The sequence below is a fragment of the Vibrio sp. La 4.2.2 genome (genome assembly GCF_027586995.1).
GTDB lineage: Bacteria > Pseudomonadota > Gammaproteobacteria > Enterobacterales > Vibrionaceae > Vibrio > Vibrio mediterranei.
Genome location: NZ_JAPPTJ010000006.1, coordinates 404,531 through 429,808, shown reverse-complemented (window position 1 = coordinate 429,808; position 25,278 = coordinate 404,531). Strand labels below are relative to the sequence as shown.

Annotated in this window: 21 protein-coding genes; 16 read left to right on the top strand and 5 right to left on the bottom strand. The window is 45.3% G+C overall.

Annotation, left to right across the window (positions count from 1 at the left end; all coding sequences use genetic code 11):
* The first annotated feature begins 8 nt into the window (after nucleotides 1-8).
* From rnc to acpS, 5 genes are read left to right on the top strand one after another with little or no spacing between them, the layout of a single operon-like run.
* The gene (gene rnc / locus OH456_RS16505; RefSeq protein WP_006075278.1) at nucleotides 9-686 is read left to right on the top strand and encodes a ribonuclease III; all 678 of its coding nucleotides are present in this window, start codon (nucleotides 9-11) and stop codon (nucleotides 684-686) included.
* The gene (era, locus tag OH456_RS16500; protein WP_006075279.1) at nucleotides 679-1,668 is read left to right on the top strand and encodes a GTPase Era; all 990 of its coding nucleotides are present in this window, start codon (nucleotides 679-681) and stop codon (nucleotides 1,666-1,668) included. The genes rnc and era overlap by 8 nt, the downstream gene beginning before the upstream one ends.
* Before the next feature lie 60 nt (nucleotides 1,669-1,728).
* Nucleotides 1,729-2,433 carry a DNA repair protein RecO gene (gene recO, locus OH456_RS16495; RefSeq protein WP_006075280.1) on the top strand — a complete coding sequence of 235 codons (705 nt, stop codon included), beginning with the start codon at nucleotides 1,729-1,731 and terminating at the stop codon, nucleotides 2,431-2,433.
* A 17-nt stretch (nucleotides 2,434-2,450) separates the two neighbouring features.
* Nucleotides 2,451-3,185, top strand: a complete 735-nt coding sequence (pdxJ, locus tag OH456_RS16490) for a pyridoxine 5'-phosphate synthase (protein WP_006075281.1) — start codon at nucleotides 2,451-2,453, stop codon at nucleotides 3,183-3,185.
* Nucleotides 3,186-3,191: 6 nt separating this feature from the next.
* Nucleotides 3,192-3,572: a holo-ACP synthase gene (acpS, locus tag OH456_RS16485; RefSeq protein WP_006075282.1), complete on the top strand. Its 381-nt coding sequence runs from the start codon at nucleotides 3,192-3,194 to the stop codon at nucleotides 3,570-3,572.
* Between the two features lie 15 nt (nucleotides 3,573-3,587).
* Here acpS and barA read toward each other — a convergent pair whose 3' ends face one another.
* Nucleotides 3,588-6,407 carry a two-component sensor histidine kinase BarA gene (barA, locus tag OH456_RS16480; protein ID WP_006075283.1) on the bottom strand — a complete coding sequence of 940 codons (2,820 nt, stop codon included), beginning with the start codon at nucleotides 6,405-6,407 and terminating at the stop codon, nucleotides 3,588-3,590.
* Nucleotides 6,408-6,604: 197 nt separating this feature from the next.
* Here barA and rlmD point away from each other — a divergent pair, with 197 nt between their 5' ends.
* From rlmD to OH456_RS16450, 6 genes are all read left to right on the top strand, one after another.
* Nucleotides 6,605-7,918, top strand: coding sequence for a 23S rRNA (uracil(1939)-C(5))-methyltransferase RlmD (gene rlmD, locus OH456_RS16475; RefSeq protein ID WP_270033886.1), 1,314 nt, complete (start codon nucleotides 6,605-6,607; stop codon nucleotides 7,916-7,918).
* Between the two features lie 69 nt (nucleotides 7,919-7,987).
* Nucleotides 7,988-10,210 (top strand): GTP diphosphokinase, encoded by a 2,223-nt coding sequence (relA, locus tag OH456_RS16470; protein ID WP_038228982.1) that lies wholly within the window; start codon nucleotides 7,988-7,990, stop codon nucleotides 10,208-10,210.
* A 95-nt stretch (nucleotides 10,211-10,305) separates the two neighbouring features.
* Nucleotides 10,306-11,112 carry a nucleoside triphosphate pyrophosphohydrolase gene (mazG, locus tag OH456_RS16465; RefSeq protein WP_031493536.1) on the top strand — a complete coding sequence of 269 codons (807 nt, stop codon included), beginning with the start codon at nucleotides 10,306-10,308 and terminating at the stop codon, nucleotides 11,110-11,112.
* A 162-nt stretch (nucleotides 11,113-11,274) separates the two neighbouring features.
* Nucleotides 11,275-12,915, top strand: coding sequence for a CTP synthase (locus OH456_RS16460; protein ID WP_038228988.1), 1,641 nt, complete (start codon nucleotides 11,275-11,277; stop codon nucleotides 12,913-12,915).
* A gap of 75 nt (nucleotides 12,916-12,990) precedes the next feature.
* Nucleotides 12,991-14,292: a phosphopyruvate hydratase gene (eno, locus tag OH456_RS16455; protein ID WP_063605881.1), complete on the top strand. Its 1,302-nt coding sequence runs from the start codon at nucleotides 12,991-12,993 to the stop codon at nucleotides 14,290-14,292.
* 198 nt (nucleotides 14,293-14,490) lie between these two features.
* A complete protein-coding gene (locus OH456_RS16450) occupies nucleotides 14,491-15,666 on the top strand; it encodes an Ldh family oxidoreductase (RefSeq protein ID WP_006075619.1) in 1,176 nt (391 codons plus the stop codon).
* Nucleotides 15,667-15,690: 24 nt separating this feature from the next.
* Here OH456_RS16450 and OH456_RS16445 read toward each other — a convergent pair whose 3' ends face one another.
* Nucleotides 15,691-16,743, bottom strand: coding sequence for an AraC family transcriptional regulator (locus OH456_RS16445; RefSeq protein ID WP_006075618.1), 1,053 nt, complete (start codon nucleotides 16,741-16,743; stop codon nucleotides 15,691-15,693).
* Nucleotides 16,744-16,856: 113 nt separating this feature from the next.
* On the opposite strand from OH456_RS16445, the gene OH456_RS16440 reads away from it, so the two are divergent.
* Nucleotides 16,857-17,996 (top strand): arginase family protein, encoded by a 1,140-nt coding sequence (locus tag OH456_RS16440; RefSeq protein ID WP_006075617.1) that lies wholly within the window; start codon nucleotides 16,857-16,859, stop codon nucleotides 17,994-17,996.
* An 88-nt stretch (nucleotides 17,997-18,084) separates the two neighbouring features.
* On the opposite strand, the gene OH456_RS16435 is transcribed toward OH456_RS16440, so the two are convergent.
* The 3 genes from OH456_RS16435 to OH456_RS16425 form a co-directional block, all read right to left on the bottom strand.
* Nucleotides 18,085-19,224 (bottom strand): glycerate kinase, encoded by a 1,140-nt coding sequence (locus OH456_RS16435; protein WP_270033885.1) that lies wholly within the window; start codon nucleotides 19,222-19,224, stop codon nucleotides 18,085-18,087.
* Between the two features lie 9 nt (nucleotides 19,225-19,233).
* Nucleotides 19,234-20,499 (bottom strand): GntP family permease, encoded by a 1,266-nt coding sequence (locus OH456_RS16430; RefSeq protein ID WP_031495021.1) that lies wholly within the window; start codon nucleotides 20,497-20,499, stop codon nucleotides 19,234-19,236.
* Nucleotides 20,500-20,660: 161 nt separating this feature from the next.
* Nucleotides 20,661-21,803 (bottom strand): sugar diacid recognition domain-containing protein, encoded by a 1,143-nt coding sequence (locus OH456_RS16425; protein WP_107306340.1) that lies wholly within the window; start codon nucleotides 21,801-21,803, stop codon nucleotides 20,661-20,663.
* Nucleotides 21,804-21,896: 93 nt separating this feature from the next.
* On the opposite strand from OH456_RS16425, the gene OH456_RS16420 reads away from it, so the two are divergent.
* From OH456_RS16420 to OH456_RS16405, 4 genes are all read left to right on the top strand, one after another.
* On the top strand, nucleotides 21,897-22,268 hold the full coding sequence (locus OH456_RS16420) for a YacL family protein (RefSeq protein WP_031494037.1): 372 nt from the start codon (nucleotides 21,897-21,899) through the stop codon (nucleotides 22,266-22,268).
* Between the two features lie 207 nt (nucleotides 22,269-22,475).
* Nucleotides 22,476-22,814, top strand: a complete 339-nt coding sequence (locus OH456_RS16415; RefSeq protein ID WP_038229080.1) for a P-II family nitrogen regulator — start codon at nucleotides 22,476-22,478, stop codon at nucleotides 22,812-22,814.
* Nucleotides 22,815-22,832: 18 nt separating this feature from the next.
* Nucleotides 22,833-24,062, top strand: a complete 1,230-nt coding sequence (locus OH456_RS16410; protein ID WP_038229081.1) for an ammonium transporter — start codon at nucleotides 22,833-22,835, stop codon at nucleotides 24,060-24,062.
* 136 nt (nucleotides 24,063-24,198) lie between these two features.
* The gene (locus OH456_RS16405; RefSeq protein WP_038229082.1) at nucleotides 24,199-25,209 is read left to right on the top strand and encodes a Fe(3+) ABC transporter substrate-binding protein; all 1,011 of its coding nucleotides are present in this window, start codon (nucleotides 24,199-24,201) and stop codon (nucleotides 25,207-25,209) included.
* Nucleotides 25,210-25,278: the final 69 nt, after the last annotated feature.

Sequence of the window (25,278 nt, the reverse complement as noted above, 5' to 3'; positions counted from 1 at the left end):
GAGAGAGCATGAATTCTTCTATTGAACGATTAGAAAAAAAGCTCGGCTATCATTTCAATGATAGCGAGCTGCTCATGTTGGCGCTGACTCACCGCAGCGCCAATGGTAACCATAATGAACGACTAGAATTTCTGGGCGATTCAATTTTAAGTTTTGTCATCGCTGACGATCTTTATCACCGCTTTCCTAAAGTGAATGAAGGGGATATGAGTCGAATGCGTGCCACCTTAGTGAGAGGGAATACTCTGGCTGAGCTAGGGCGCGAGTTTGTCTTGGGAGATTACTTAAAATTAGGTCCAGGCGAATTGAAGAGCGGTGGTTTCCGTCGTGACTCAATTTTAGCGGATGCCGTTGAAGCGATCATTGGCGCGATTTATCTCGACAGCGATGTAGAGATGGTTCGTAAAATTGTATTGAGCTGGTATATGACTCGCTTAGAAGCAATTAAGCCAGGTGTTTCCCAAAAAGATCCAAAAACTCGCTTGCAAGAGTTCTTACAAGGTCGAAGAAAACCACTACCAGTCTATACAGTGACTAATATTAAAGGGGAAGCGCATAACCAAGAGTTTACCGTTTCCTGTGAAGTGGCAGGTGTGGATGAACCTGTTATCGGTCGAGGCACCAGTCGCCGCAAGGCAGAGCAAGCGGCTGCGGAACTGGCTTTAGAGAAAGTGACCAATGTCTGATAAACCTGAGTCTGAACAAGAATTCGATATTGATGCATACTTTGCATCATCTGGCGAAGCGACAACCAGCGCAGAAAACCAACACTGTGGTTTTGTTGCGATTGTTGGTCGTCCAAATGTAGGTAAATCAACGCTGCTAAATCATATTTTAGGGCAAAAGATTTCCATCACATCGCGTAAACCGCAAACTACTCGTCACCGTATTATGGGTGTCGATACCGATGGGGATTACCAAGCGATTTATGTGGATACGCCAGGGCTACATATTGAAGAGAAGCGAGCGATTAACCGTTTGATGAATCGTGCAGCTAATAGCTCATTGAGTGATGTGAACCTAGTGTTATTCCTAGTTGATGGCACTCACTGGACTGACGATGACGAAATGGTGCTTAATAAGCTGCGTAAGTCAGACTTCCCAGTCATCCTATGTATGAACAAAGTCGATAACGTGAAAGATCGTAACGACGTAATGCTGCATATGCATGAGCTGTCGAAGAAGATGGACTTCGTGGATGTAGTGCCTATTTCTGCCAAACATGGTAAGAACACAGATGTGCTTCGTAAGCATGTACGCGAACATCTACCTGAAGCGGTACATCATTTCCCTGAAGAGTATGTCACGGACCGTTCTCAGCGTTTCATGGCGTCAGAAATCCTGCGTGAGAAACTCATGCGTTTTACGGGTGATGAACTGCCTTATTCAGTGACGGTTGAGATTGAGCGTTTTGATTACAACCCAGACACTGATGGCTTCCATATCAATGCTTTGATTCTTGTTGAGCGTAACGGCCAGAAGAAAATGGTTATTGGTAAAGGCGGCGAAAAGATCAAGACGATTGGTCGTGAGGCTCGTCTAGATATGGAAGAGCTGTTCGATCGTAAGGTTTACCTTGAGACTTGGGTAAAAGTGAAATCGGGCTGGGCTGATGATGAGCGTGCTCTGCGTTCATTGGGCTATATCGACGATATCGAAAACAAATAATACTATTAGGTAGCGAGGACGCTGAGCGTCCTGCTCCGAGACCTTAGACAAGATATAGTTATGGATGGATTACAACGCTGTTTTGTTTTGCATCGAAGACCCTACAGTGAGTCGAGTCTTATTCTTGACGTATTCAGTGAAGAGTATGGTCGAGTTACGCTTTTGTCTAAAGGTGCTAGAAGTAAGCGCTCCAACCTTAAAGGGGCGCTGCAACCTTTTACCCCTCTCCTGTTAAAATGGTCCGGCGGCGGTTCCATGAAGACCCTTCGTCAAGCTGAAGCCATCAGCCTTGGGTTACCTTTATCTGGTATCAACCTTTACTCAGCTATGTATGTGAACGAACTCATTGCCCGTGTTCTCGCCAGTGAAATCCCGTTTCCCGCTTTATTTCATGACTATCTTCAAGCTTTAACAGAACTGGCTCACAATACCAATCCTGAGCCCGCTTTACGGCGATTTGAACTCGCTCTCCTTTCTGCAATGGGATACGGTGTAGACTTCCTTCACTGTGCCGGAACAGGTGAACCTATTGAGCCAACGATGACTTATCGTTATCGAGAGCAGAAGGGGTTCATTGCCAGTGTGCGTAAAGACAATCTCACCTTTCTCGGTGAGGAATTGATTGCCATCAGTGAGCGTCGTTTTAACAGTAAAACACAGTTACAAGCGGCAAAACGCTTTACACGCATAGCATTAAAGCCGTATCTTGGCGGGAAACCATTAAAAAGCAGGGAGTTGTTTCTTCCGAGACTGAAACAGCTCTGACCATGGAGTAAACATCGATGAGTTCTATCCTTTTAGGTATCAATATTGACCATATCGCTACGCTACGTAATGCGCGCGGTACTAAGTATCCAGATCCAGTTCATGCAGCAGAAATTGCAGAGCGTGCTGGCGCTGACGGTATTACTATTCACCTTCGTGAAGACCGTCGCCACATCTTAGATCGTGATGTACGCATTTTGCGCGAAACACTACAGACTCGTATGAACCTAGAGATGGCGGTCACCGATGAGATGATCGATATTGCCCTAAAAACTCAACCTGAGTTTGTTTGCTTAGTACCTGAAAAACGTGAAGAGCTGACGACCGAGGGTGGGTTAGATGTAAAAGGTCAGCTTGAAAAAATCAAAGCGGCAACTGAGAAGTTGTCTGCAGCAGGCATTAAAGTGTCGCTATTTATTGATGCCGATCGTGAGCAGATTGATGCCGCTAAAGCAGCTGGTGCACCATTCATTGAACTGCATACTGGTCATTATGCGGATGCAGAAACTGAAGAAGATCAGCAAGACGAGCTGAAAAAAATCGCGGCAGGCGCAAGCTACGCTGCAGATATCGGCATCACAGTGAATGCTGGTCATGGTTTGACTTACCACAACGTCGCACCTATTGCGGCATTACCTGAGATTTATGAATTAAACATTGGTCACTCTATCATTGGCCGCGCGGTATTCGATGGCCTACATAAAGCCGTTGCAGATATGAAAGCGGTCATGGAATCGGCTCGTCGAGGTTAATGAATCGTGGCAATTCAAGGTCTAGGTACCGATATCGCAGAAATAGAACGTGTTGAGAAAGCCTTAGCGCGTTCAGGCGAGGCGTTTGCGCAGCGTATTTTGACCGATAATGAGTTGGTTCAGTTTCAGCAATTGAAACAGCAAGGTCGCTTTCTTGCTAAGCGCTTTGCTGTAAAAGAGGCGGCATCAAAGGCATTGGGGACCGGGATTGCTCATGGTGTGACTTTCCAAGATTTTGAAGTCTCTAATGACGAAAACGGCAAGCCAATACTCACCCTGACAAAAAAAGCCGCAGAAATTGCGGCTTCAATGGGTGTGACGTCCAATCATTTGTCTATCTCTGACGAGCGTCACTACGCTGTCGCTACCGTCATCTTCGAAAGCTAAACGATAGAACCTAACCTAGTCGTTAGGTTCTCTATTTCCCTTCAAGTAAAGCTCAGACGTTTTTAGCACTTTTTCCATTTCATCTTGCAGTTCAAAGAGCTCTGGCTCGATATCTTCTAAGCTGTCGCCAGCGCGCAAGGCTTTCTCTATGGTCGCGCAGATAGATTTAAGTCTCGGTACGCCGCAATAAGAGCAACTGCCATGCAATTTGTGGATTAGATGGATAACCTGTTCCTTATCATCGAAATCAGTGTCCAACACTTGCTCTGAAAGTGCATACACTTCAGGGATAAAGTCGACTAACATTTGCAGCATATCGACGGCTAAGTCTTCTTTGTTAGCGGCTTGTTTGAGTGCCGCTCCCCAATCGATCACCAAATTAGTTTCCGTTTCCGCTTTAGGCTGAATGCTTGGCTCATCAGATGTTATGTCCACTTCATTTGGAGCAACGAAATCTAAGCTGGCATCAGTGTCATGATTGCGAACTGGTACCCATTTGTTGAGTACTTGCAACAACATTTTTTCATCGATAGGTTTGGTGAGGTAATCGTCCATTCCTTCAGATAAAAGTCGGTCTCGTTCACCCGTCATTGCGTGGGCAGTGACGGCGACGACAGGCGTCTGACTGTTCTGCTGGGTCTCTTTAATTAATTTGCAGGCAGTAACCCCATCCATATGAGGCATTTGAATGTCCATAAATACCATATCAAAGTGCTGCTCTTGGGCTTTCTCAACCGATACTTGGCCGTTGGTGCAAGAGACCACGCTCTCAACACGCTCCGACAATAATGCTGTAATGAGCTTGAGGTTGGCAGGGTTATCATCCACTGCCATTACGGTGAGTGCGCGCTTCTCGGTAGACTCAACTTCCATAACAGGTGCGAGTATTGCTGGCTGTTTTTCCACTAACGATTGCAGTAACTTCTTACGTGATAATGGTTTGGTTAAGCACTGTACTTGATGGGTTTGCATCAAGTAGTCAGATAGGGCGAGCTGGGTGCTGGCAGTACCGATGATGATGTTTGATGTAGCTTCCTGACAACGGGTGATCCAACTTTCAATCACCGTCAATGGCACTTCTTCATTGGTAGGCAAACACAAAATGATGTAGTCGAACGCTTCCACTTTATCTGGCAACGTTGAGCGATAGGTCACCATAACCCCTTCATTAGTAAGGGTCTGTTGTAATACCGATGCCGCTTGCATATTTGGTTCAATCAGTAGTAGTCGCTTGTTATGGATGACCGCAGGATCGATAAGGTCGATCATTGGAATATCTGTAGAGTTCAGTTTAACCGTAAACCAGAATGTTGAACCTTGGTGCAGGCGACTGGTTAAGCTAATTTCACCGCCCATTTGTCCAACTAGCTTTTGGGTAATAACCAAACCAAGTCCAGTACCGCCATAACGTCGAGAGATACTGGCGTCCGCTTGACTGAAGGCTTGGAATAACTGCGCTTGTTGTCGCTCTGAGATACCGATACCGGTATCGCGAACCATAAACTGCAGCTCAACACGGTCTTCTTTCTGAGATTTGAGTTCAACGCTGATATCAATGTTGCCACGCTCAGTAAACTTGATGGAGTTACCCACAAGGTTGGTCAAAATCTGTTGAATACGAAGTGGGTCACCAACAAGGCCGCTTGGAATTTTTGAGTCAACTTTTAAGGTTAGTTCCAAGCCTTTTTCATGGGCACTGGTTGCTTGAAGGGCGACAACTTCCTCAAGACTGTCTTGGAATTCAAATGGAATATTCTCAAGTGCCAGTTTACCGGCTTCGAGTTTGGAGAAGTCTAAAATGTCATTGATGATGTTAAGCAGGTTATTTGCCGATTTCTCAATGGTCTGTAGATAGTCTGTTTGACTGTTGGTCAGCTGAGTTTTCAGCATCTGACGAGTAAAACCAATTACACCATTAAGTGGGGTTCTTAGCTCATGAGACATGTTAGCAAGGAACTCTGACTTCACTCGTGCCGCTTCTTGCGCACGCTTTTTGGCGATATCCAATTCAACGTTTTGAATTTCAAGCTGTTCTAATGTCTCACGTAGATCGGACGTTGCTTGGTCGATACTGTGCTGCATTTCCACATGATATTCGGACAGCGAGACTGCCATGGCATTGATACCATTTTTCAACGAGTCCAGCTCGCCGTGCATTTTGCCTTCGATACGAACATCCAAGTGACCACGACGAATACGGTCTACCATGTTTTTCATGTGAGAAATTGGACGCGTCACATCGTACATCAAACGGTAGGCAAAGATTCCCGATAGGATAAGACCAAGAACAAGGACTAGAATCGCAGAGAAGACTTCCTGATATTGTTGTAAACGCAGTGAAGAAAGGTCGAGCTCTACGGCGATATAACCGAGCGTCTTATTGGTTGAGGTCAATTCTCGCGTATCTGATACCAGCTGACTTTCAGCTAGAATAGGGGCTCTCAAAATTAACGTATTGTCGTGAATTTCGTAGGAGCTTAAAAAAGGAATCGGCTGATCTTTCGGGTAGGTTAACGTATCAAAGTTGGGATGAAAGTTTGAGGTTACAAACAGCTCATGAGAAGCATCGAATACCGCAATACTGCGAACGAATTTAGAATTCTTACGGTGGGCGTAACTAATCAGGCGTCTAACCGATTCACGACTTTGGTTGATAAGACCTTGTTCACTGGCAATCGCCAGCGGTTCAATAATGCTAGAGCCGGCGTTAAGTACTTGTGATTCTAGGTCGTGGTAGCGATTGTAAGAGAAGAAGGCACTCAAAAGGAGACCGATAATTAAGGTCGGTGCCAAAGTCAATGTGATTACGCGAGCGCGCAGGCCGTATCTTGTCATTTTAATTCGAAGTCATTATTTGCCAACAGAGTTACATCTGCTGGGTGGATATGGGACAATAGCCAGTATTGCATCCTCAAGATGACGTAAGCTTAATCAAAGCAGCGCTGTTCGACAATCATTCAAATAAAGAATAGTGAAACTCTAACAAATTTTTATCGAAGCAGCGCATTACGCTCTGCTCACTGGGTACAGTAATGGCACGTTTTTTTAAACCAACAAAGAAAACTTCATTCTCAAAAAAGCACCAAGAGGTGAACATTGAACGCATGGACCATCATGGTGCAGGTATTGGTTACTTAAATAACAAACCGGTATTTGTTGAAGGTGCGCTCACAGATGAGAAGGTGTTGGTGCAGTTAACGGAAAGCAAAGCAAAGTTTGCTAAGGCTACCTTGATCAAAGTGCTAGAAGCTTCTGAGCAACGCGTGAAGCCATTTTGTCCTCATTACCATGAGTGTGGCGGCTGCAATCAGCAGCATGTAGAACGTCAGCAGCAGATTGAAAACAAACAAGTAGCCTTATCACAATTGATGAATAAGTTAGCGGGCCAATCCGTGCCGTTAGCTTCTTCTATTACCGGAGAAGGTCTTGGTTATCGCCGTCGTGCTCGCTTAAGTATTCACCTCGATAAGCAGCGCAACTTAGTCATGGGGTTTCGCCGTAAGCAGAGCAATCACATTGTTGAGATTGACCACTGTCCGGTATTGAATGCGCAATTAAACGCATTGATACCGCCATTACGAGACATATTCGCAGGCTTTAAACAGCAACAGTCACTTGGCCACCTTGAATTGGTCATGGGTGATAATGGACCTGTGGTTGTTGTTAGGCACATCAAACCTTTGACTAATCACGATCAAAAACACTTGGTCGATTTTGCTGACAGTCAGGCACTCACGCTTTACCTGATGCCAGAGTCAGGGCAGTTACAACTAATAACGGGTGAACAGCCTTATTATTCGGAAGTAGGGGTTGAATTACCCTTCCTGCCGACACACTTTATTCAAGTGAACCGCGAGATAAATAGCAAAATGGTCGCTCAAGCACTGGAGTGGCTAGCGCCTAAATCCAGTGACAATGTACTCGATCTTTTTTGCGGCTTGGGTAACTTCTCTTTACCTTTGGCGAAACTATGTCAACGTGTCGTAGGTGTTGAAGGTATTCAAGATATGGTGGATTGGGCGCAGCAAAATGCCGCGCTTAATCACCTAACGAATGTTGAATTTTATCAAGCAAATCTCGAGCAAGATCTCTCTGAGATGTCATGGGCAAAACAACAGTTTGATAAAATCCTGCTTGACCCTGCCAGAGCAGGCGCAAGCGGCGTGATAGATCAAGTTTCTGCGCTAGGAGCAACGCGAGTGCTTTATGTTTCTTGCAATCCTGCTACCCTTGCCAGAGATACTCAAAGCTTGATTGAGCAGGGCTATAAGTTGGTTCGATTGGGTATGATGGATATGTTCCCTCACACCAGTCATCTAGAATCCATGGCGCTGTTTGAGAAGTAGCTGAATTAAAATGAGAACAAGCTAACTGGGATAGGTTAGTTAACCAATAAAACTAGGAAGAAAAAAGAAATGGTTGCGGTAAGAAGCGCGCATTTGAACCCTAACGAACAGTTCGAGCTAGACAAATGGATTGCTTCTCTAAAGCAAGACAAGAACACCTCGAAAAGGCTTAAAGAAGTTTACCGTCAGTGCGAAGATATTGTCGCTGGCAGTGAACAGGGGTCCTTGTTGTTGTGGCGCGGCAGAGAGATGATTGAGATCCTCATTACCCTTTCGATGGATAAAGCCACGCTGGTGGCTGCTCAGTTGTACCCTGTTGTTTCTAGTGGCATCTACGATAGAGAGCAGCTAGAAGAAAACTATGGCAAAGAAACCATTAAGCTGATTGATGGCGTCGAAGAGATGGCGGCTATTGGTCAACTTAACGTGACGCTAGAAGGCTCAGAGGCGTCCGGTCAAGTCGATAATGTCCGCAGAATGTTGCTGGCGATGGTGGATGATTTCCGTTGTGTGGTCATCAAGCTGGCTGAGCGTATTTGTAACCTTCGTGAAGTCAAAGATGAGTCTGACGAAGTTCGCCGAGCCGCCGCTAAAGAATGCGCCAACATATATGCTCCTCTTGCCAACCGTTTAGGGATTGGTCAGCTAAAATGGGAAATCGAAGATTACGCTTTCCGTTATCAGCAACCCGAAACTTATAAACAGATTGCTAAACAATTGTCTGAGCGCCGCATTGTTCGTGAGCAATATATCAAAGACTTTGTGGATGATTTGACGGCTGAAATGAAGGTGTCGAACATCCTTGCTGAAGTCAGTGGTCGCCCTAAGCATATCTACAGCATTTGGCGAAAAATGCAGAAGAAAAGCCTCGATTTTGATGAGCTTTTTGACGTGCGCGCTGTACGCATCATCGCTGAGCGACTGCAAGATTGTTATGCGGCACTCGGTGTTGTTCACACCAAATACAAGCACCTTCCTAGTGAATTTGATGACTATGTGGCGAACCCTAAGCCCAATGGTTATCAGTCTATTCATACCGTTATTCTTGGTCCTGAAGGTAAAACGATAGAGATCCAAATCCGAACTAAGCAAATGCATGAGGATTCGGAGCTAGGTGTTGCTGCACACTGGAAATACAAAGAAGGTGGTAGTGGCGGCCGTAGCGGATACGACGAGAAAATTACCTGGTTGCGTAAGCTACTGGATTGGCAGGAAGAGATGTCAGACTCTGGCGAAATGCTGGATGAACTTCGTAGCCAAGTATTTGATGACCGTGTGTATGCCTTTACGCCTCGTGGCGATGTGGTTGATTTGCCTATGGGGGCAACACCACTGGATTTTGCTTACCACATTCACTCCGAAGTGGGACACCGCTGTATCGGTGCCAAAGTGGCAGGTCGCATTGTTCCATTTACTCATAAGCTATCTATGGGTGATCAGGTTGAGATCATTACAGCCAAAGAGCCAAACCCGTCTCGTGACTGGTTAAACCCATCGCTTGGCTTTGTTCACTCTGGTCGTGCGCGCGCCAAAATTAACGCTTGGTTTAGAAAGCAAAGTCGTGAGAAGAACTTAGAAGCTGGCCGTGAAATTCTTGAAGATGAATTAGCCAAAATCGGTGCAACGATCAAAGACGCTGAACAATATGCCTTGAAGCGTTTTAACGTTAACACTCCAGATGAGCTGTATGTTGGTATTGGTAGTGGTGATTTACGAATAAACCAAATCATTAATCACATCAACGCATTGGTGAATAAGCCTACGGCCGAAGAAGAAGATCAACAAGCACTTGAGAAACTTCAAGAGTCAGAAGGCAAAGCACCAGCTCAAAGCCGACCGCATAAAGACGCAGTTGTCGTGGAAGGTGTCGATAACTTGATGACGCATTTGGCACGCTGCTGTCAGCCAATTCCGGGCGATCAAATCAAAGGTTATATTACTCAAGGTCGCGGTATTTCGGTTCACCGAGCTGATTGTGAGCAGTTAGAAGAACTCAGCCATCACGCACCAGAGCGTATTATTGATACCGTTTGGGGCAGTGGCTTTGTTGGCTCTTATATTTTGACTATTCGCGTTGAAGCTATGGAACGTGGCGGATTACTAAAAGACATCACCACACTGCTTACTAACGAAAAGATCAAAGTGACCACTATGAAGAGTCGCAGTGATTACAAGCGTCAGTTATCGATTATGGATTTTGACCTAGAGCTGACGAATATCGAAGTGCTGTCACGCGTGACTAAGCGTATTGAACAAATTAAAGACGTCATGAGTGTGAAGCGCTTGGGTTAAGCAAGACTCAAGTGAGCGTTATACTGACGTAATCACATCATGTTGAACAATAATAAAAGGTTGGTTTTCCAACCTTTTTGTTTAGGAATCTAACTATGTCTCAACCCATTGAACAACTTCTCACTATTATGGCTCAGCTTCGAGATGAGCAGCATGGCTGTCCATGGGATCGCAAACAGACCTTCGAAACCATCGTACCGCACACCATCGAAGAAACGTTTGAAGTGGTCGACGCTATTCATAACCAAGACTGGCAAAATCTAAAAGAAGAGCTAGGCGATCTGTTGTTTCAAGTGATTTTCTATAGCCAGATGGCAAAAGAGCAAGGGTTATTTGACTTCAACGAGGTTGTTGAGGGATTGAATGACAAGCTCACTAGACGTCATCCGCACGTTTTTTCTGATGTGGAATTTGCAGATGAAGCCGCTATCAATGCCAATTGGGAAGCTGAGAAAAAGAAGGAAAAGGCTGAGGTAGGCAAAAACGAAGAAAGTATTCTAGACTCAATACCACAATCGTTACCTGCACTTTCAAAGGCCAATAAAATCCAGAAACGTTGCGCTAAATATGGCTTTGATTGGGATGCGTTAGGACCTGTCGTTGACAAGGTTCAGGAAGAAGTTGAAGAGGTGGTTCAGGAAGCGATTCAGGTTGATGTTGATGAAGAGAAGCTGGAAGAAGAGGTCGGAGATCTATTGTTTGCCGTAGTGAATCTTTCTCGACATTTGAAAAAAGATCCTGAGGTTGCGCTGAGAAAAGCGAACAATAAATTTTCTCGTCGCTTTAAAGGTGTTGAGGCAAGGGCTGGCGAAGATGGTAAATCCCTTACAGACTTTAGCCTTCAAGAGCTTGACCAGTTTTGGAATGACGTAAAAAAACAAGAAAAGTCCTCGGATTTGTGAACCGCTTCTCATTGGTGTAAGTTTCTACAATTGATTTGAAGCAAAAAATAAAAATTTTGAATGTGATAAGTTTCACGTTGTGGCGGTAAAGGGCTTCTGGTATATTTGCATCCCGTCCAGAAGAAATCCATTTTCCCTCATTCAACCAACTTCAGGTTAAACATGACGACAAATTATATTTTTGTTACTGGCGGGGTAGTATCCTCTCTAGGTAAAGGTATTGCAGCAGCATCTCTTGCAGCAATTTTAGAAGCACGTGGTCTTAAAGTGACCATGATGAAGCTTGACCCTTACATCAACGTTGACCCGGGCACAATGAGCCCAACTCAGCACGGTGAAGTGTTCGTCACGGAAGATGGCGCTGAAACTGACCTTGACCTTGGTCACTACGAGCGTTTCATCCGTACCAAGATGACAAAACGCAACAACTTCACTGCTGGTCGTGTTTACGCTGATGTTCTTCGCAAAGAGCGTCGTGGTGACTACCTAGGTGCAACTATTCAGGTAATCCCTCACATTACTAATGCTATTAAAGATCGCGTGATCGCTGGCTCTGAAGGCCACGATGTCGCTATCGTTGAAGTTGGTGGTACAGTAGGTGATATCGAATCACTACCGTTTATGGAAGCCATTCGTCAGTTAGCCGTTGAGCTTGGTCGTGAGCGTGCAATGTTTATGCACCTAACTTTGGTTCCTTACCTAGCAGCAGCTGGTGAAGTGAAAACCAAGCCGACTCAGCACTCTGTAAAAGAGCTACTGTCTATCGGTATCCAACCAGACATTCTTGTTTGCCGTAGTGATCGTATGATCCCTGCAAACGAGCGTAAGAAGATTGCGCTTTTCTGTAACGTTCAAGAAAAAGCGGTAATCTCAATGAAGGACGTAGATTCTATCTACAAGATCCCTCAACTAATTAAAGCGCAAGGTCTAGACGACCTAGTATGTTCACGCTTTGGTATCTCTGCTCCAGAAGCTGATCTTTCTGAGTGGGAACAGGTAATTTACGAAGAAGCTAACCCAACGGCTGAAGTAGTTATCGGTATGGTAGGTAAATACATCGAACTACCAGATGCTTATAAGTCTGTAAACGAAGCGCTAAAACATGCAGGCCTTAAAAACCGCCTGAGTGTGAAGATTAAGTACGTTGATTCACAAGACGTGGAAACAAAAGGCGAAGAAGCGCTAGCTGGTCTAGACGCAATCCTTGTACCTGGTGGCTTCGGTGACCGTGGTGTTGAAGGTAAGATCCTTGCTGCAAAATACGCTCGTGAAAACAAAGTACCTTATCTAGGCATCTGTCTAGGTATGCAAGTGGCACTTATCGAATACGCGCGTAACGTTGCGGGTATGGAAGGTGCACATTCAACAGAATTTAACAAAGAGACTAAATACCCTGTGGTAGGCTTGATCACAGAGTGGGTAGATGGTGAAGGTAAAGTTGAAGAACGTACCGAAACGTCTGATCTTGGCGGTACAATGCGCCTTGGTTCTCAGCTATGTCACCTAGAAAAAGGGACAAAAGCGTACGAACTATATGGCAACGCTAAGATCCATGAACGTCACCGTCACCGTTACGAAGTGAACAACGTACTTCGTCCACAGATTGAAAAAGCAGGTCTTAAAGTTTCTGGTCTGTCAGCAGACAAGAAACTAGTTGAAGTGATTGAGAACCCAGCTCACCCATGGTTTGTAGCTGCGCAGTTCCACCCAGAGTTCACTTCAACGCCTCGCGATGGTCACCCGTTATTTACAGGCTTTGTGAAAGCGGCGGGCGAATTCCAGCGCGGTACTGAAGAAAAGTAAAAGGATACGGGCGGTTGCGAAGGTTGTGCGGCTGCCCTTAATTTTGACATTTATATTCAATGAGAGGAAACATTAATGTCTAAGATCGTTAAAGTTCTAGGTCGTGAAATCATCGACTCACGTGGTAACCCAACTGTAGAAGCTGAAGTACACCTAGAAGGCGGTTTCGTAGGTATGGCGGCAGCTCCATCTGGCGCATCTACTGGTTCTCGTGAAGCTCTTGAGCTACGTGACGGTGACAAAGCACGTTTCCTAGGTAAAGGTGTTCTTAAAGCTGTTGAAGCTGTTAACGGTGCAATCGCTGAAGCTCTAGTTGGTAAAGACGCTAAAGCTCAAGCTGAGATCGACCAAGTGATGATCGACCTTGACGGTACTGAAAACAAGTCTAAGTTCGGCGCGAACGCTATCCTAGCAGTTTCTCTAGCAAACGCTAAAGCAGCAGCTGCTGCTAAAGGCATGCCTCTATTTGAGCACATCGCTGAGCTTAACGGCACTGCTGGCGTATTCTCTATGCCTCTTCCAATGATGAACATCATCAATGGTGGTGAGCACGCAGACAACAACGTTGACATCCAAGAGTTCATGATCCAACCAGTTGGTGCTAAGACTCTTAAAGAAGGTCTACGTATCGGTGCGGAAGTATTCCACAACCTAGCTAAAGTTCTTAAGTCTAAAGGCTACAGTACTGCAGTTGGTGACGAAGGTGGTTTCGCTCCTAACCTTAAGTCTAACGCTGAAGCTCTAGAAGTTATCGCAGAAGCTGTTGCAGCTGCTGGTTACGAACTAGGCAAAGACGTTACTCTAGCTATGGACTGTGCAGCATCTGAGTTCTTCGACAAAGAAGCTGGCATCTACAACATGAAAGGCGAAGGTAAGACTTTCTCTTCTGAAGAGTTCAACCACTACCTAGCTGAGCTAGCTAACCAATTCCCAATCGTTTCTATCGAAGACGGTCTAGACGAGTCTGACTGGGATGGCTTCAAGCACCAAACTGAACTACTAGGTGACAAGCTTCAACTAGTAGGTGACGATCTATTCGTTACTAACACTAAGATCCTTGCTGAAGGTATCGAGAAAGGCGTAGCTAACTCTATCCTTATCAAGTTCAACCAAATCGGTTCTCTAACTGAGACTCTAGCTGCTATCAAGATGGCTAAAGACGCAGGTTACACAGCTGTAATCTCTCACCGTTCTGGCGAAACTGAAGATGCAACTATCGCTGATCTAGCGGTAGGTACTGCTGCAGGTCAAATCAAAACTGGTTCTATGAGCCGTTCTGACCGTGTTGCTAAGTACAACCAGCTAATTCGTATCGAAGAAGCTCTAGGTGAAAAAGCACCTTACAACGGTCTTAAAGAAGTTAAAGGTCAAGCTTAATCGCTGATTTTTAAATAGCTTTTGTAAAGCCGCTCTTTATAGAGCGGCTTTTTTTATGCCTGAATATTATTGAATAGGACATCCAACGGGGTAACGAAGGAGTAACAGTATCCAGTATGTTACTTATGAAATAACTCAGATGCGCTAAAGTGATTACAGTTCAATAAAACGTATCCCTACTTACTAGAGGAAAAGATCATGGCTAAAGTGACCAGCCCTACTACTACGTTTAATAACGAGTATTTTTCATTCATTGTTTCTGAGTCATGGAAACACATCGGTGCTGACCAAACTCACGCTGATATCCTTGCTCACAACCTATTGGTTGGTGGCCTACAAGGTAAACTTCACCAAGGTCTTGGCGTTATCGAAGCAGTAACGATTCCATACGAAGCAGGCATCCTAGATCCTACATCGACGCCAGAGCTAGAGTCTGAAGGTGATACTTGGGCAGTATACAACGGTAAGAAATCTTCTGGTCACTACGTTTGTACGCTAATGGCTCAAACGGCTATCGAGAAAGCACGCAAACACGGTATCTCAATCGTATTTGGTTACGACCACTGTGACGGCGGTAACTTCTCTAACTACACACAGATGGCAATGAAAGAAGGCATGTTTGCGATGTCTTCAAACAACTCTGTACCTCTTAATGCACCATTCGGTGGTATGGATCCAGCAATGTCTTGCCCTCCGTTCGATGCAGCTCTAGTTGGTGGTGAAGAACTACCTCTAGTCACATCTATCATGATCGGTGAAGGCTACGACTCTCACATCTGTGACGCTATCGTAAACGACCGCGACCTACACGTTGCAGCGCTTGTTGACCAAGACACTGGTGAGCTAACAGCTGACGCTCGTAAGTGGGGCTCACTAATCGAAGGTTACGGCCGTGTGGCTGACTGTAAAGCACCATGGACATTCCTAACACCACGCCTTTACTCTCTAAACATCTGGAATGAAGTAATGACGGCAATCATCAACCCGAAAGGTAAGATTGCTCCTGAGCTTCCAGCAGTGCCAAGTGACTTCTTTACGATGGAAGATGCGCCATGTCCAGTAGGCGGTTCTTACATTCTAGTCATCGACCCAAGCCACTTTGGCCCAATCGAAGAAGTGAAACGTAAGAGCGACATGTTCGTGAAAGCGATTAAAGAAAACCGTCCTCGTGCCGGCTTCAACGAAGTTTACATTCCAGATGAATGGGGCTTAAAAGCACTCTCTACGGCAACCGATGAGCACCAAGTTATGGACGCTCACTGGGTTGGTTTCAAAGACTTCCTAAAACGCTCTGGCACTTCTATCGAAGAGTTGAACGCGAAATGGGAAGCGAAAGTTGGCGCTGAACGTGCAGCAGAAACTATCCGCAAATAATTTTAAAATCAGACGCACTTGATTTTATGCCCAGTCTCCCTCGGACTGGGCTTTTTTCGTTTCTAGCTTGAATTGCGAAGGCGAAACCTGATGATAAGCTTTGAACGCGCGAATAAACGGTGGTGCCGAGTGATAGTCGAGGAGGTTGGCAATATCGGATAACGATAATGAAGTCTTCAGTAAATACTCATTGGCCATTTGCATTCGAACGTCGAGCACGAGTTGTTTGTAAGTTTTACCTTCATCATGAAGTCGTCGTCGTAAGGTTCTTGCGGTGAAGCCTAAATCTTCAGCCATTTGTTCCATGGTGGGTACTCCGGAAGAGAGAAGAGCGTACAGGCGCATTCTTATCTGATCGCAACTGGTGCTGGCTCGTGATTGCTGGTTCATCTCCGCACTGTGCTTCGCTGCGATATTGGCGACTAAGGATTCATTCGCAGAGATGGGCATATCGATCCATTCAATGGGGAGCCTAATTTGATTACTCGCTGCGTTGAAGGTCGGCATGATACCTAAATACTGGTGATAGAGGTGTTTATAACTTGGCGCGGCATAACTAAGGGAAATTGAGACTTTATCTTTATCAAATTGCTCTCCCAAGAGCTTTTTTATTCCAAGGTAGTAATGACCAATACTGTCTTCGATAGTGTAGGGCTGCGGCGTCCAAAATGCGGAACGATCTTCGGCAGTGATATAGGCATATTCTCGGTCGTAGGCAATACGAATATCCACGTAGTCACTGGTCATCCAGGGTATATGAATGATCGTTTCTAATAGCTGCTTAAGTGTCTTACAGCCTAGCATGGCAAAGCCCAAAGCTCCGGTGTCTTCAATGGTAAGCCTACTTGCGATGCGTAATCCGATACCATCGATGTTCAACTGTTCCATGGACAATTTCATTAACGTCAGCACTTGTTGAGTCGTCATCAATTCATAATGACCATAGCTAATACGTCTGATTTTAGCGCGGCGAAGAAACGGATCGATAGCCAGTGGCTGTTTCGCCAAATCTCTGAGTAATGATTCCCAGTGGCCAACAATGGCTTGCAAAAACTGCTGCTGATGTAGTGAGCTCATGTTGTTGTCCTGAAATGTAATCTCATTGGCCGGAAATGTAATTATAGTAAGCGAGGTGAGTGGATACAATATAGACATCGCTGAAAAGCAGAAAAAACAATGAGGACAATAATATGTTCAAGCCAAAACGTGTAGAAATTTCAAAAGAGAAACTCGAACTTTACCAAGATATTTATTGGAATAAGTCGGATGCAGACTTTTATATCAATGAAGACATCGCTCCAATGCAGCAGCGTATGGCGGAACAAGGTGTAGAAGCATTCAGTTTACTGGGTAAAGAGCATGTTGGTGCATTTGGCGCACCTTATGTGAACAGCTTTGAAAACGCGGACATTGTTATGTATGGCTTGACCATGGATAAGTGTTCACCAAATGCTGGTGGTCATAAATTTGGTCCTGGTGCGATTCGTGATGCCTCTAAAACTGGTATGGGCCTTATTCACCAAGATGGCACGATGCCATTTGAACTATGTAACATCATCGATTACGGAAACTGGGATGGCCTTGGTCAGTTCAACTTAGATGAAGAAATGCGCAATGCGCAGAAAGTGGTTGATGACATGGTGATCAACCACGGCTGTACTCCATTCTTCTTTGGTGGCGACCATACCGTTGCTTACCCAGGGCCTGCGGCACTTGCGAAAGTGCACGGTCCGGTTTCACTTATTCATATTGATGGTCACTTTGACCTACTCACACGTGCTGACTTTGATTACGAGTCATATTCAGGTAACTGGTATTGCCGCCTAGCATCAGAAGGTGCTATCGACCCAACGACCAGTGTCAGCATGGGTATGCGCGGTCGCTGGTGTGCATCTCAACAAGGCAAAGCGAAGGCGATTGGCGGTAACTTCTACTTGGCTGATGAAATTTACGATTTAGGCGTGGATTACATTGTAGAACAGATCCTTGAGAAACAAGGTGACGGTCGTCCGGTGTACCTAACCTTTGACTTAGATGGCCTAGATCTTCTTGATCACAGTGCAAACTCAAGCCCAGATCCATTTGGTGTTTCTGCTCGCATGTATTACGACATCTTCCGTAAACTTCGCGCGACTAAGCGTATTAATTTAGTGGGTGCTGATATTGCCGAGTTTGCGCCTCAGAAAAACTCTGACGAGAAAGATGCGCTGCTTACTGCTGCATTTGGTTGGGAGCTTCTAGTATGGCTAGCTGAATGTCGCCACATCCGCGAAGGTAAGAAAAACCCAACAGAATGGCCAATGAGCTTCGGTCGTAACATCGAGTTCTAATAGCATTTCTTGCGCTTAACGCGACGGTAGGAATGATAATAAAAAATGCCCACTCAATTGAGTGGGCATTTTGTGTTTCTAAAGCGGATTATTTGCTGAAGTTCATCGCCATTGCCGCTGCAATATTACGAGAGGTCATTTCAACGTTGAACGCCGCTTCTTTTAAGGCGGTTGGTAGGTCAGTCGCACCTAGTACTACGCTGTACGCCGCATCAATACCGTGTTCGTGAACCACTGCGCAGTCTTTTGCTGTGCTACCTGCAATGGCTATCACAGGAATGTCGTATTGCTTCGCAGTACGTGCCACACCAATAGGCGTCTTACCATGAATGGTTTGGCTGTCAATTCGGCCTTCACCGGTAATCACAAGGTCTGCATCTTTTACCACTTCGCTTAGGTTCACCGCATCCATCACAATTTGGATACCTGGACGTAGTGACGCATCAAACAAACCAAGTAGCGCTGCACCGAGGCCACCAGCAGCACCGGCGCCTGCGGTATCAATGACATCACGACCGTTAGTAGCTTTGATGACACTAGCATAATGCGCAAGGTTGCTATCGAGGGTTGCTACGATCTCTGGTGTTGCGCCTTTTTGTGGACCAAACACGTGCGAGGCGCCTTTAGGACCACACAGAGGATTATCAACGTCGCACGCGACTTCCAAGCGGATGTCTTTCAGGCGAGCATCAAGGCCTGATAGGTCAATGCTGGCCAGCTTATCGAGTTCTCCACCGCCAAAGCCAAGTTCATTACCTCGTTGGTCCAGCAATTTAGCACCAAGAGCCTGCGCCATACCTATGCCGCCATCATTGGTAGCGCTGCCGCCAATACCAACAATAATGTGCTTCACACCGCGCTCTAGCGCCGCTTTGATTAATTCGCCAGTTCCATAAGTTGTGGTAACAAGCGGGTTGCGTAGCTCAGGTTCAACCAGATGTAGGCCTGACGCCGCAGCCATTTCAATAATAGCTGTAGAACCATCCCCCATAAGGCCGTAGAAGCCTTCAACTTGCTGACCTAAGGGGCCAGTAACTTGGCAAGTAACAATCGAGCCTTCAGTAGCATCAACCAATGATTGAACCGTACCTTCACCACCGTCCGCCATTGGAAGTTTGATATATTCAGCATCGGCAAAGATTTTCTTAAAACCGGTTTCGATCGCTTCGGCAACTTCCATGGCCGTTAAGCTTTCTTTGTATGAATCTGGAGCAATAATAATTTTCATAATAGGACCTTATACAAATAGACCGAACACACCAAAGATCATTACAGAGACAAAGGCGATCACTAGACCAACCGCAGACTCGTAAGGAATGAGTTTGAGACGCTCGCGAATATCCATATGCACAGCGCCACCAGTGGCGTGGAAGAAACTACCGTGTGGCATGTGATCCAATACGGTAGCACCTGAGTGAATCATGGCAGCACCGGCTAATGCTGGAACGCCAAGCTCAAGAATTGTGGAACTAAACACACTAGACGCAACGGCGGTACCGGCTGTAGTAGAAGCGGTAGCAAGCGCCATCATTGCACCTGAAATTGGTGCCAATAGATAAGAAGGAAGGCCTGATGCAGTTAGGGAATCGATAAGCACATCTTTCAGACCAGAGTTAGCAATAATGCCAGCTAAGGTACCGGTACCTAATAACATAACTGCGACAGGTGCCATACGTGATAGACCGGAAACGGCAAAGTGGTTAGTGTCAGCAAAACGACCCATGACGACGGCACCAAGTAAACCACCTAATGGAAGCGCGATAAGTGGGTCTACGTTAATACCAGCAATTGGGCGAAGAGAAAGTAGAGCGATCGCCACAAGTGGAGCAACAATCGATGCGCCAAATGACGGTAGTCTAGAGTGATCAACAGCAACCACTTCGCTTTCTGCTACTTTAGAGCCTTTGTTGACGAGCTTTTTCGCGAGGAAGTAAGCGAAGATCATGCCGCAAAGTCCTGGAATCACACCTGCAGCCATCACCGAAGTTAGTGGAACGTTGAATGCGTCAGCTGCTGCAATTGAGTTTGGGTTAGGCGACATGACGTTACCGGCTTTACCGCCGCCAACCATCGCAAGCAAAATTGCTGTTTTAGAGATGTCCGCGCGGCGAGCAATGGCAAGAGCAATTGGAGAAACGGTAATAACTGCAACATCGACGAATACGCCAACGGCAGTCAGAATCATGGTGGCGATAGCCAGAGCAAGAAGGGCGCGAGTCTCACCGACTTTCTTAACGATGGTTTCTGCAATAGAGGTTGCCGCCCCTGATTCAATTAGAACGCCAGCAAGAACACCAGCAGCAAGAATACGCAATACAGCAGTAACAATGCCTTGTGCACCGCCAATCATTAGAGCAACCGTATCGGTTAATGACACGCCACCTACAACACCGCCGATCAGGGCACCGATGATCATGCCATAAGCTGGTGGAACTTTTTTGAGAATAAGGGCAATGGCAACAACAAGAGCTGCGAGTGCGCCTAAGGTAGAGACTTCAATCATGGTTTAGTTTTCCGCTAATTTAATAATTTTCTTATTGGGTGTTTGCACCCTTTATGAGCGGAAGATTAGCTATTCAGGCGAGGATTTTCTTTATGCGAACTGACGAATTTATCATTGTGGGTAATAGATAATTTGTGCAAATGCACAGATTAACATAATGTTTACAAACATTTTAACGCAAGATAAAGCTGGATTTTGTCATCTAACTTATTGATATCTAAATTTGTTTCTTGTTGTATTTTGTCTAGGCGGTATCGCAAAGTGTTACGATGAATATGGAGGGATTCACAAGTTTGAGCCAGATCGCAATTTTGAGCAAAAAAGGTGCTCAGAGTTTTCAATAGGACCTGTTTGCTGTCGGCTGCCATTAATTTCTCGATGGGTGCTTTAAGCTGAGTAGCTCGCCATGGGTCTTGTTTGATACTGCTGACCAGTACCGAAAGTTTGCGATCTTGATAGAACATGACAGCATCATCATTACTGGTACTACTTTCTATCGTTGCTTTGGCCGTTTCATATGAGCGCGCAAGGCCGATTAGCCCCGGAAAATAATCACCAATCGCCATTTGAATCGAAAAGTCACACTCATTGTCGATGCGTTTTACCAGTTTAGCGACTCGCTTCTGCTCTTCTTTACGATTCCAAGTGTGATTAACAATAGTCACGGGCTTAAGAACCACGATCTCATTCATAGAAACTGAAGCAATACCGACTATATTGTCGCGCTCCGGGTGTTCCAATAGATGAACCAGTTTTTGTAAGTGTTCTAGTGTGACTGGTTCGCCTGCGCGTGGAATTACTTTAATAACAGTGGCGACTCTTGGCTGGGAAAGATCGAGGTCCAGCCTTTGGGCAATGGAGAGCAACTGGCCATCATTCAAGCTCGAGCCTTCGATAAGTTGTAGCAGCAGCTCTTCCCTATGACGTTTATTCCATTGGACCTGAGACATTAATGCCGCTTGTTCGACGATCAGCTCAGCCGTCATTTTAACCAGTTCACCGTAGCTTCTTACCTCTTCCGGTGTCCCAGAAATACCCACTACGCCAATAACATGTTCGCTGTAAATAATAGGGAGGTTAATACCAGTTTTTACGCCAGAAAGAGTGGAGGCAACAGAGTCATTGATCTCAATCGTGCGGTTATCACGAATGGCCAACAGTGCACCTTCGTGTGTTTGATGCAGTCGACTAGGATCGCTTGAGCCAATGATCACGCCATTTTCATCCATAACGTTAATGGAGTAGGCAATGATCTTTTTTGCACGATCAACAATTTGCTTAGCAATGAGAGAGTTAAGTTGCATTGTATTGGCTCTTCTAAGGAATTGTTGTTGAGTATACCTGATTGCTAGTGATTCTGAGGTATAATCGGCGCGAGTTTACAGAGAGAAAAAGTGATGGAATTCGAGTTTATTAAAAACAGTTTCACTGGTGAATATCTGGTGAAGTGCGAAATGGGTCAAGAAGTGATCGCTAGATTACTTCAGGAAGAAGTTAGTACCGACGACCGCACCATCATGGAAATAAAAGCACTGCTATCGAAAGCGTCACAATTTTCTGGTAATGAACACAAGTGGCAGGGCAAAGAGATTTCTTTGAGTATTCTCGAGTCTGAAGTCCATGTGTATGAAAATACGTTAGCTTTTGAGACGTTAACAGAGTCCGAAGAAGAGTTTTCACTGTATGAAAGTGAAAGCTACAGTGAGTGCGGTTTGGAGGATTTCTTGTCTGTTATCGAGCAGTGGGAGCGCTTTATACATAATCGCTAAGTGGATAAAACGGTTATTTTGCACATTCTTAGTGCTAATAACATTTAACGCATTATTTTTGTGAATACCTTGCACCAATAAAGTGCAAGGTATTTTCATTTTTATAACATATAAAACTTGAATCCTTATATTTCAATAGGTTAAAAAGTTGGCACGCACCTTGATTGCTGTTCTAAGCAACAGGGATAAAAAGGCGAAGGGGATGCCATGAAACTTATTAACGCAATCATTAAACCATTCAAGCTGGATGATGTAAGAGAAGCACTTGCAGATGTAGGCATTGAAGGGATGACAGTTTCTGAGGTCAAAGGATTTGGTCGTCAGAAAGGTCACACAGAATTATATCGCGGTGCAGAGTATCAAGTGGACTTTCTACCGAAAGTGAAGCTGGAAATTGCAACGCACGCAGACAACGTAGACCGAGTTATAGAAGCTATCACTAATGCGGCTCAAACCGGCAAGATTGGCGACGGAAAAATATTTGTGTACGACCTAGCCCAAGCAGTACGTATTCGTACGGGCGAAATGGATGCTGAAGCACTTTAAGGGATTGGAGAACATATTATGGAATTAGCAACAACAGTCAGCGAACTGCGTTATGCGCTAGACACTTTTTATTTTCTTATTTCAGGCGCGCTCGTAATGTGGATGGCGGCAGGCTTTGCCATGTTAGAGGCTGGCCTAGTTCGCTCAAAAAACACCACTGAAATCTTAACCAAAAACTTCTGTTTGTACGCTATCGCATGTACTTGTTATCTCATTGTGGGTTACAACATTATGTATGTGGACAATGGCGAAGGCGGCTGGCTACCATCGTTTGGTGCGCTAATCGGCACTCAAGGTGAAGGTGCAGACCACTCTCTAGAGTCGGACTTCTTCTTCCAAGTTGTTTTCGTAGCAACAGCAATGTCAGTGGTATCCGGTGCGGTTGCTGAGCGTATGAAGCTTTGGTCTTTCCTTATCTTCTCTGTCGTACTAACGGCATTTATTTATCCTATGGAAGGTTATTGGACTTGGGGTGGTGGTTTCCTATCAGAAGCAGGCTTTAGTGACTTTGCTGGCTCAGGTATCGTTCATATGGCGGGTGCAGCGGCTGCATTAGCTGGTGTTCTGTTGCTAGGTGCTCGTAAAGGCAAGTACGGCAAGAATGGTGAAATCTACCCAATTCCAGGTTCAAATATGCCTTTAGCTACTCTAGGTACGTTTATCCTATGGTTAGGCTGGTTCGGCTTCAACGGTGGCTCTCAATTAATGGTTTCAGATTTTGAGAACGCGACAGCAGTAGGTCAAATCTTCCTTAATACTAACGCAGCAGCAGCAGCGGGTGCTATTGCAGCAATGCTAGTGTGCAAAACAACGTGGGGTAAAGCTGACTTAACTATGATTCTCAATGGTGCGTTAGCGGGTCTTGTTGCTATCACTGCTGATCCTCTGTCTCCTTCACCTGTATACTCAGTAGCTATTGGTGCAGTAGGCGGTGCACTAGTCGTATTCAGCATCATTGGCCTAGACAAGCTTAAGATTGATGATCCAGTTGGTGCTATCTCTGTTCACGGTGTGTGTGGTTTCTTCGGCCTAATGGTAGTGCCACTAAGCAACGGCGATGCAACGTTTGGTGCTCAGCTTTTAGGTGCAGCAGTTATCTTCGGTTGGGTGTTCGCGGCAAGTCTTGCTGTCTGGGCGGTGCTGAAAGCGACAATCGGTATTCGTGTAACAGAAGAAGAAGAATTAGAGGGTATGGACATGCACGATTGTGGTGTAGGTGCTTATCCGGAGTTTGTTAGTGTTAAGTAATGTTTTGTTACAAACTTAATCAAAACCTGCCTTTTATGGCAGGTTTTTTTATATCAGATCATTGTTTTCAGAATTAATATGAATATAATAACGCAACTGATAAACGTTCTCATTATGAATTAAAGGAACTAAAACGATGAAAAAACTGCTAACTCTTTCAGCAATTGCAGCTAGCTTTGCAGCACCAGCGATGGCCGCTGAAGAAGTCAACGTTTACTCTTACCGCCAACCTTTCCTTGTTGAGCCTATGTTTAACGAGTTCACTAAAGAAACGGGCATTAAAGTAAACGTAAAGTTTGCTAAGAAAGGTCTGGCAGAAAAACTTCAGCAAGAGGGCGAATACAGCCCGGCTGACGTAGTGTTAACAACAGATATTAGTCGTCTAGCGGAATTGACTGACAAGGATGTAGTTCAAGCGGTAGATAGTGACGTAATCAACGCTAACGTTCCTGCTCAATATCGCGATAAAGAGAATGAGTGGTTTGCATTAACACTGCGTACTCGTAACGTATACTCTTCTCGTGACCGCGTAGGCAAACTAGGTAATGATTTTGATTATATCGACCTAGCAAACGCTGAGTACAAAGGCAAAATCTGTACTCGTAGCGGTAAGCACCCTTACAACGTATCTCTTGTGTCTTCTATGATTGCTCACCACGGTGAAGCGGAGACAAAAGAGTGGCTAGAAGGCGTAAAAGCTAACCTAGCCCGCAAACCACAAGGCAATGACCGCGCTCAAGTGAAAGCGATCAGCGAAGGCCTGTGTGACGTATCTCTAGGTAACAGCTACTACCTAGGTAAGATGGTTAATGACAAAGAGCAAAAAGCTTGGGCTGATGCGGTATACATTAACTTCCCGAACCAAAACACAACGGGTACTCACGTAAATATCAGTGGTATGGCGATGGCGAAATACTCGCCAAACAAAGACAACGCATTGAAGCTAATGGAGTTCTTAACAGGCGACAAAGCTCAGCAAATGTATGCAGAAGTTAACTATGAGTACCCGGTAAAAGAAGGCGTTAAGCGCTCTGAGCTTGTGGCGTCATGGGGTGATTTCAAAGCCGATAAAATCTCGCTTGATGAGATTGCTGAATATCACAGTGCTGCAATCAAATTGTTAGACGAAGTTAAGTTCGACCTATAATCGATAGAAAGGGGGTATAATACCCCCTTTGTTATTCTGGTTAAGAACTTCCGACTTCGTGTCGCCTGC

Coding starts and splice junctions, on each gene's coding strand:
- OH456_RS16460 (WP_038228988.1), top strand. CDS start 11,275: ATGACGACAAATTATATTTTTGTTACTGGCGGGGTAGTATCCTCTCTA.
- OH456_RS16435 (WP_270033885.1), bottom strand. CDS start 19,224: ATGAAAATTATTATTGCTCCAGATTCATACAAAGAAAGCTTAACGGCC.
- OH456_RS16425 (WP_107306340.1), bottom strand. CDS start 21,803: ATGCAACTTAACTCTCTCATTGCTAAGCAAATTGTTGATCGTGCAAAA.
- barA (WP_006075283.1), bottom strand. CDS start 6,407: ATGACAAGATACGGCCTGCGCGCTCGCGTAATCACATTGACTTTGGCA.
- OH456_RS16445 (WP_006075618.1), bottom strand. CDS start 16,743: ATGAGCTCACTACATCAGCAGCAGTTTTTGCAAGCCATTGTTGGCCAC.
- OH456_RS16405 (WP_038229082.1), top strand. CDS start 24,199: ATGAAAAAACTGCTAACTCTTTCAGCAATTGCAGCTAGCTTTGCAGCA.
- relA (WP_038228982.1), top strand. CDS start 7,988: ATGGTTGCGGTAAGAAGCGCGCATTTGAACCCTAACGAACAGTTCGAG.
- OH456_RS16450 (WP_006075619.1), top strand. CDS start 14,491: ATGGCTAAAGTGACCAGCCCTACTACTACGTTTAATAACGAGTATTTT.
- recO (WP_006075280.1), top strand. CDS start 1,729: ATGGATGGATTACAACGCTGTTTTGTTTTGCATCGAAGACCCTACAGT.
- OH456_RS16420 (WP_031494037.1), top strand. CDS start 21,897: ATGGAATTCGAGTTTATTAAAAACAGTTTCACTGGTGAATATCTGGTG.
- eno (WP_063605881.1), top strand. CDS start 12,991: ATGTCTAAGATCGTTAAAGTTCTAGGTCGTGAAATCATCGACTCACGT.
- OH456_RS16430 (WP_031495021.1), bottom strand. CDS start 20,499: ATGATTGAAGTCTCTACCTTAGGCGCACTCGCAGCTCTTGTTGTTGCC.
- OH456_RS16410 (WP_038229081.1), top strand. CDS start 22,833: ATGGAATTAGCAACAACAGTCAGCGAACTGCGTTATGCGCTAGACACT.
- OH456_RS16440 (WP_006075617.1), top strand. CDS start 16,857: ATGTTCAAGCCAAAACGTGTAGAAATTTCAAAAGAGAAACTCGAACTT.
- mazG (WP_031493536.1), top strand. CDS start 10,306: ATGTCTCAACCCATTGAACAACTTCTCACTATTATGGCTCAGCTTCGA.
- era (WP_006075279.1), top strand. CDS start 679: ATGTCTGATAAACCTGAGTCTGAACAAGAATTCGATATTGATGCATAC.
- OH456_RS16415 (WP_038229080.1), top strand. CDS start 22,476: ATGAAACTTATTAACGCAATCATTAAACCATTCAAGCTGGATGATGTA.
- pdxJ (WP_006075281.1), top strand. CDS start 2,451: ATGAGTTCTATCCTTTTAGGTATCAATATTGACCATATCGCTACGCTA.
- rnc (WP_006075278.1), top strand. CDS start 9: ATGAATTCTTCTATTGAACGATTAGAAAAAAAGCTCGGCTATCATTTC.
- rlmD (WP_270033886.1), top strand. CDS start 6,605: ATGGCACGTTTTTTTAAACCAACAAAGAAAACTTCATTCTCAAAAAAG.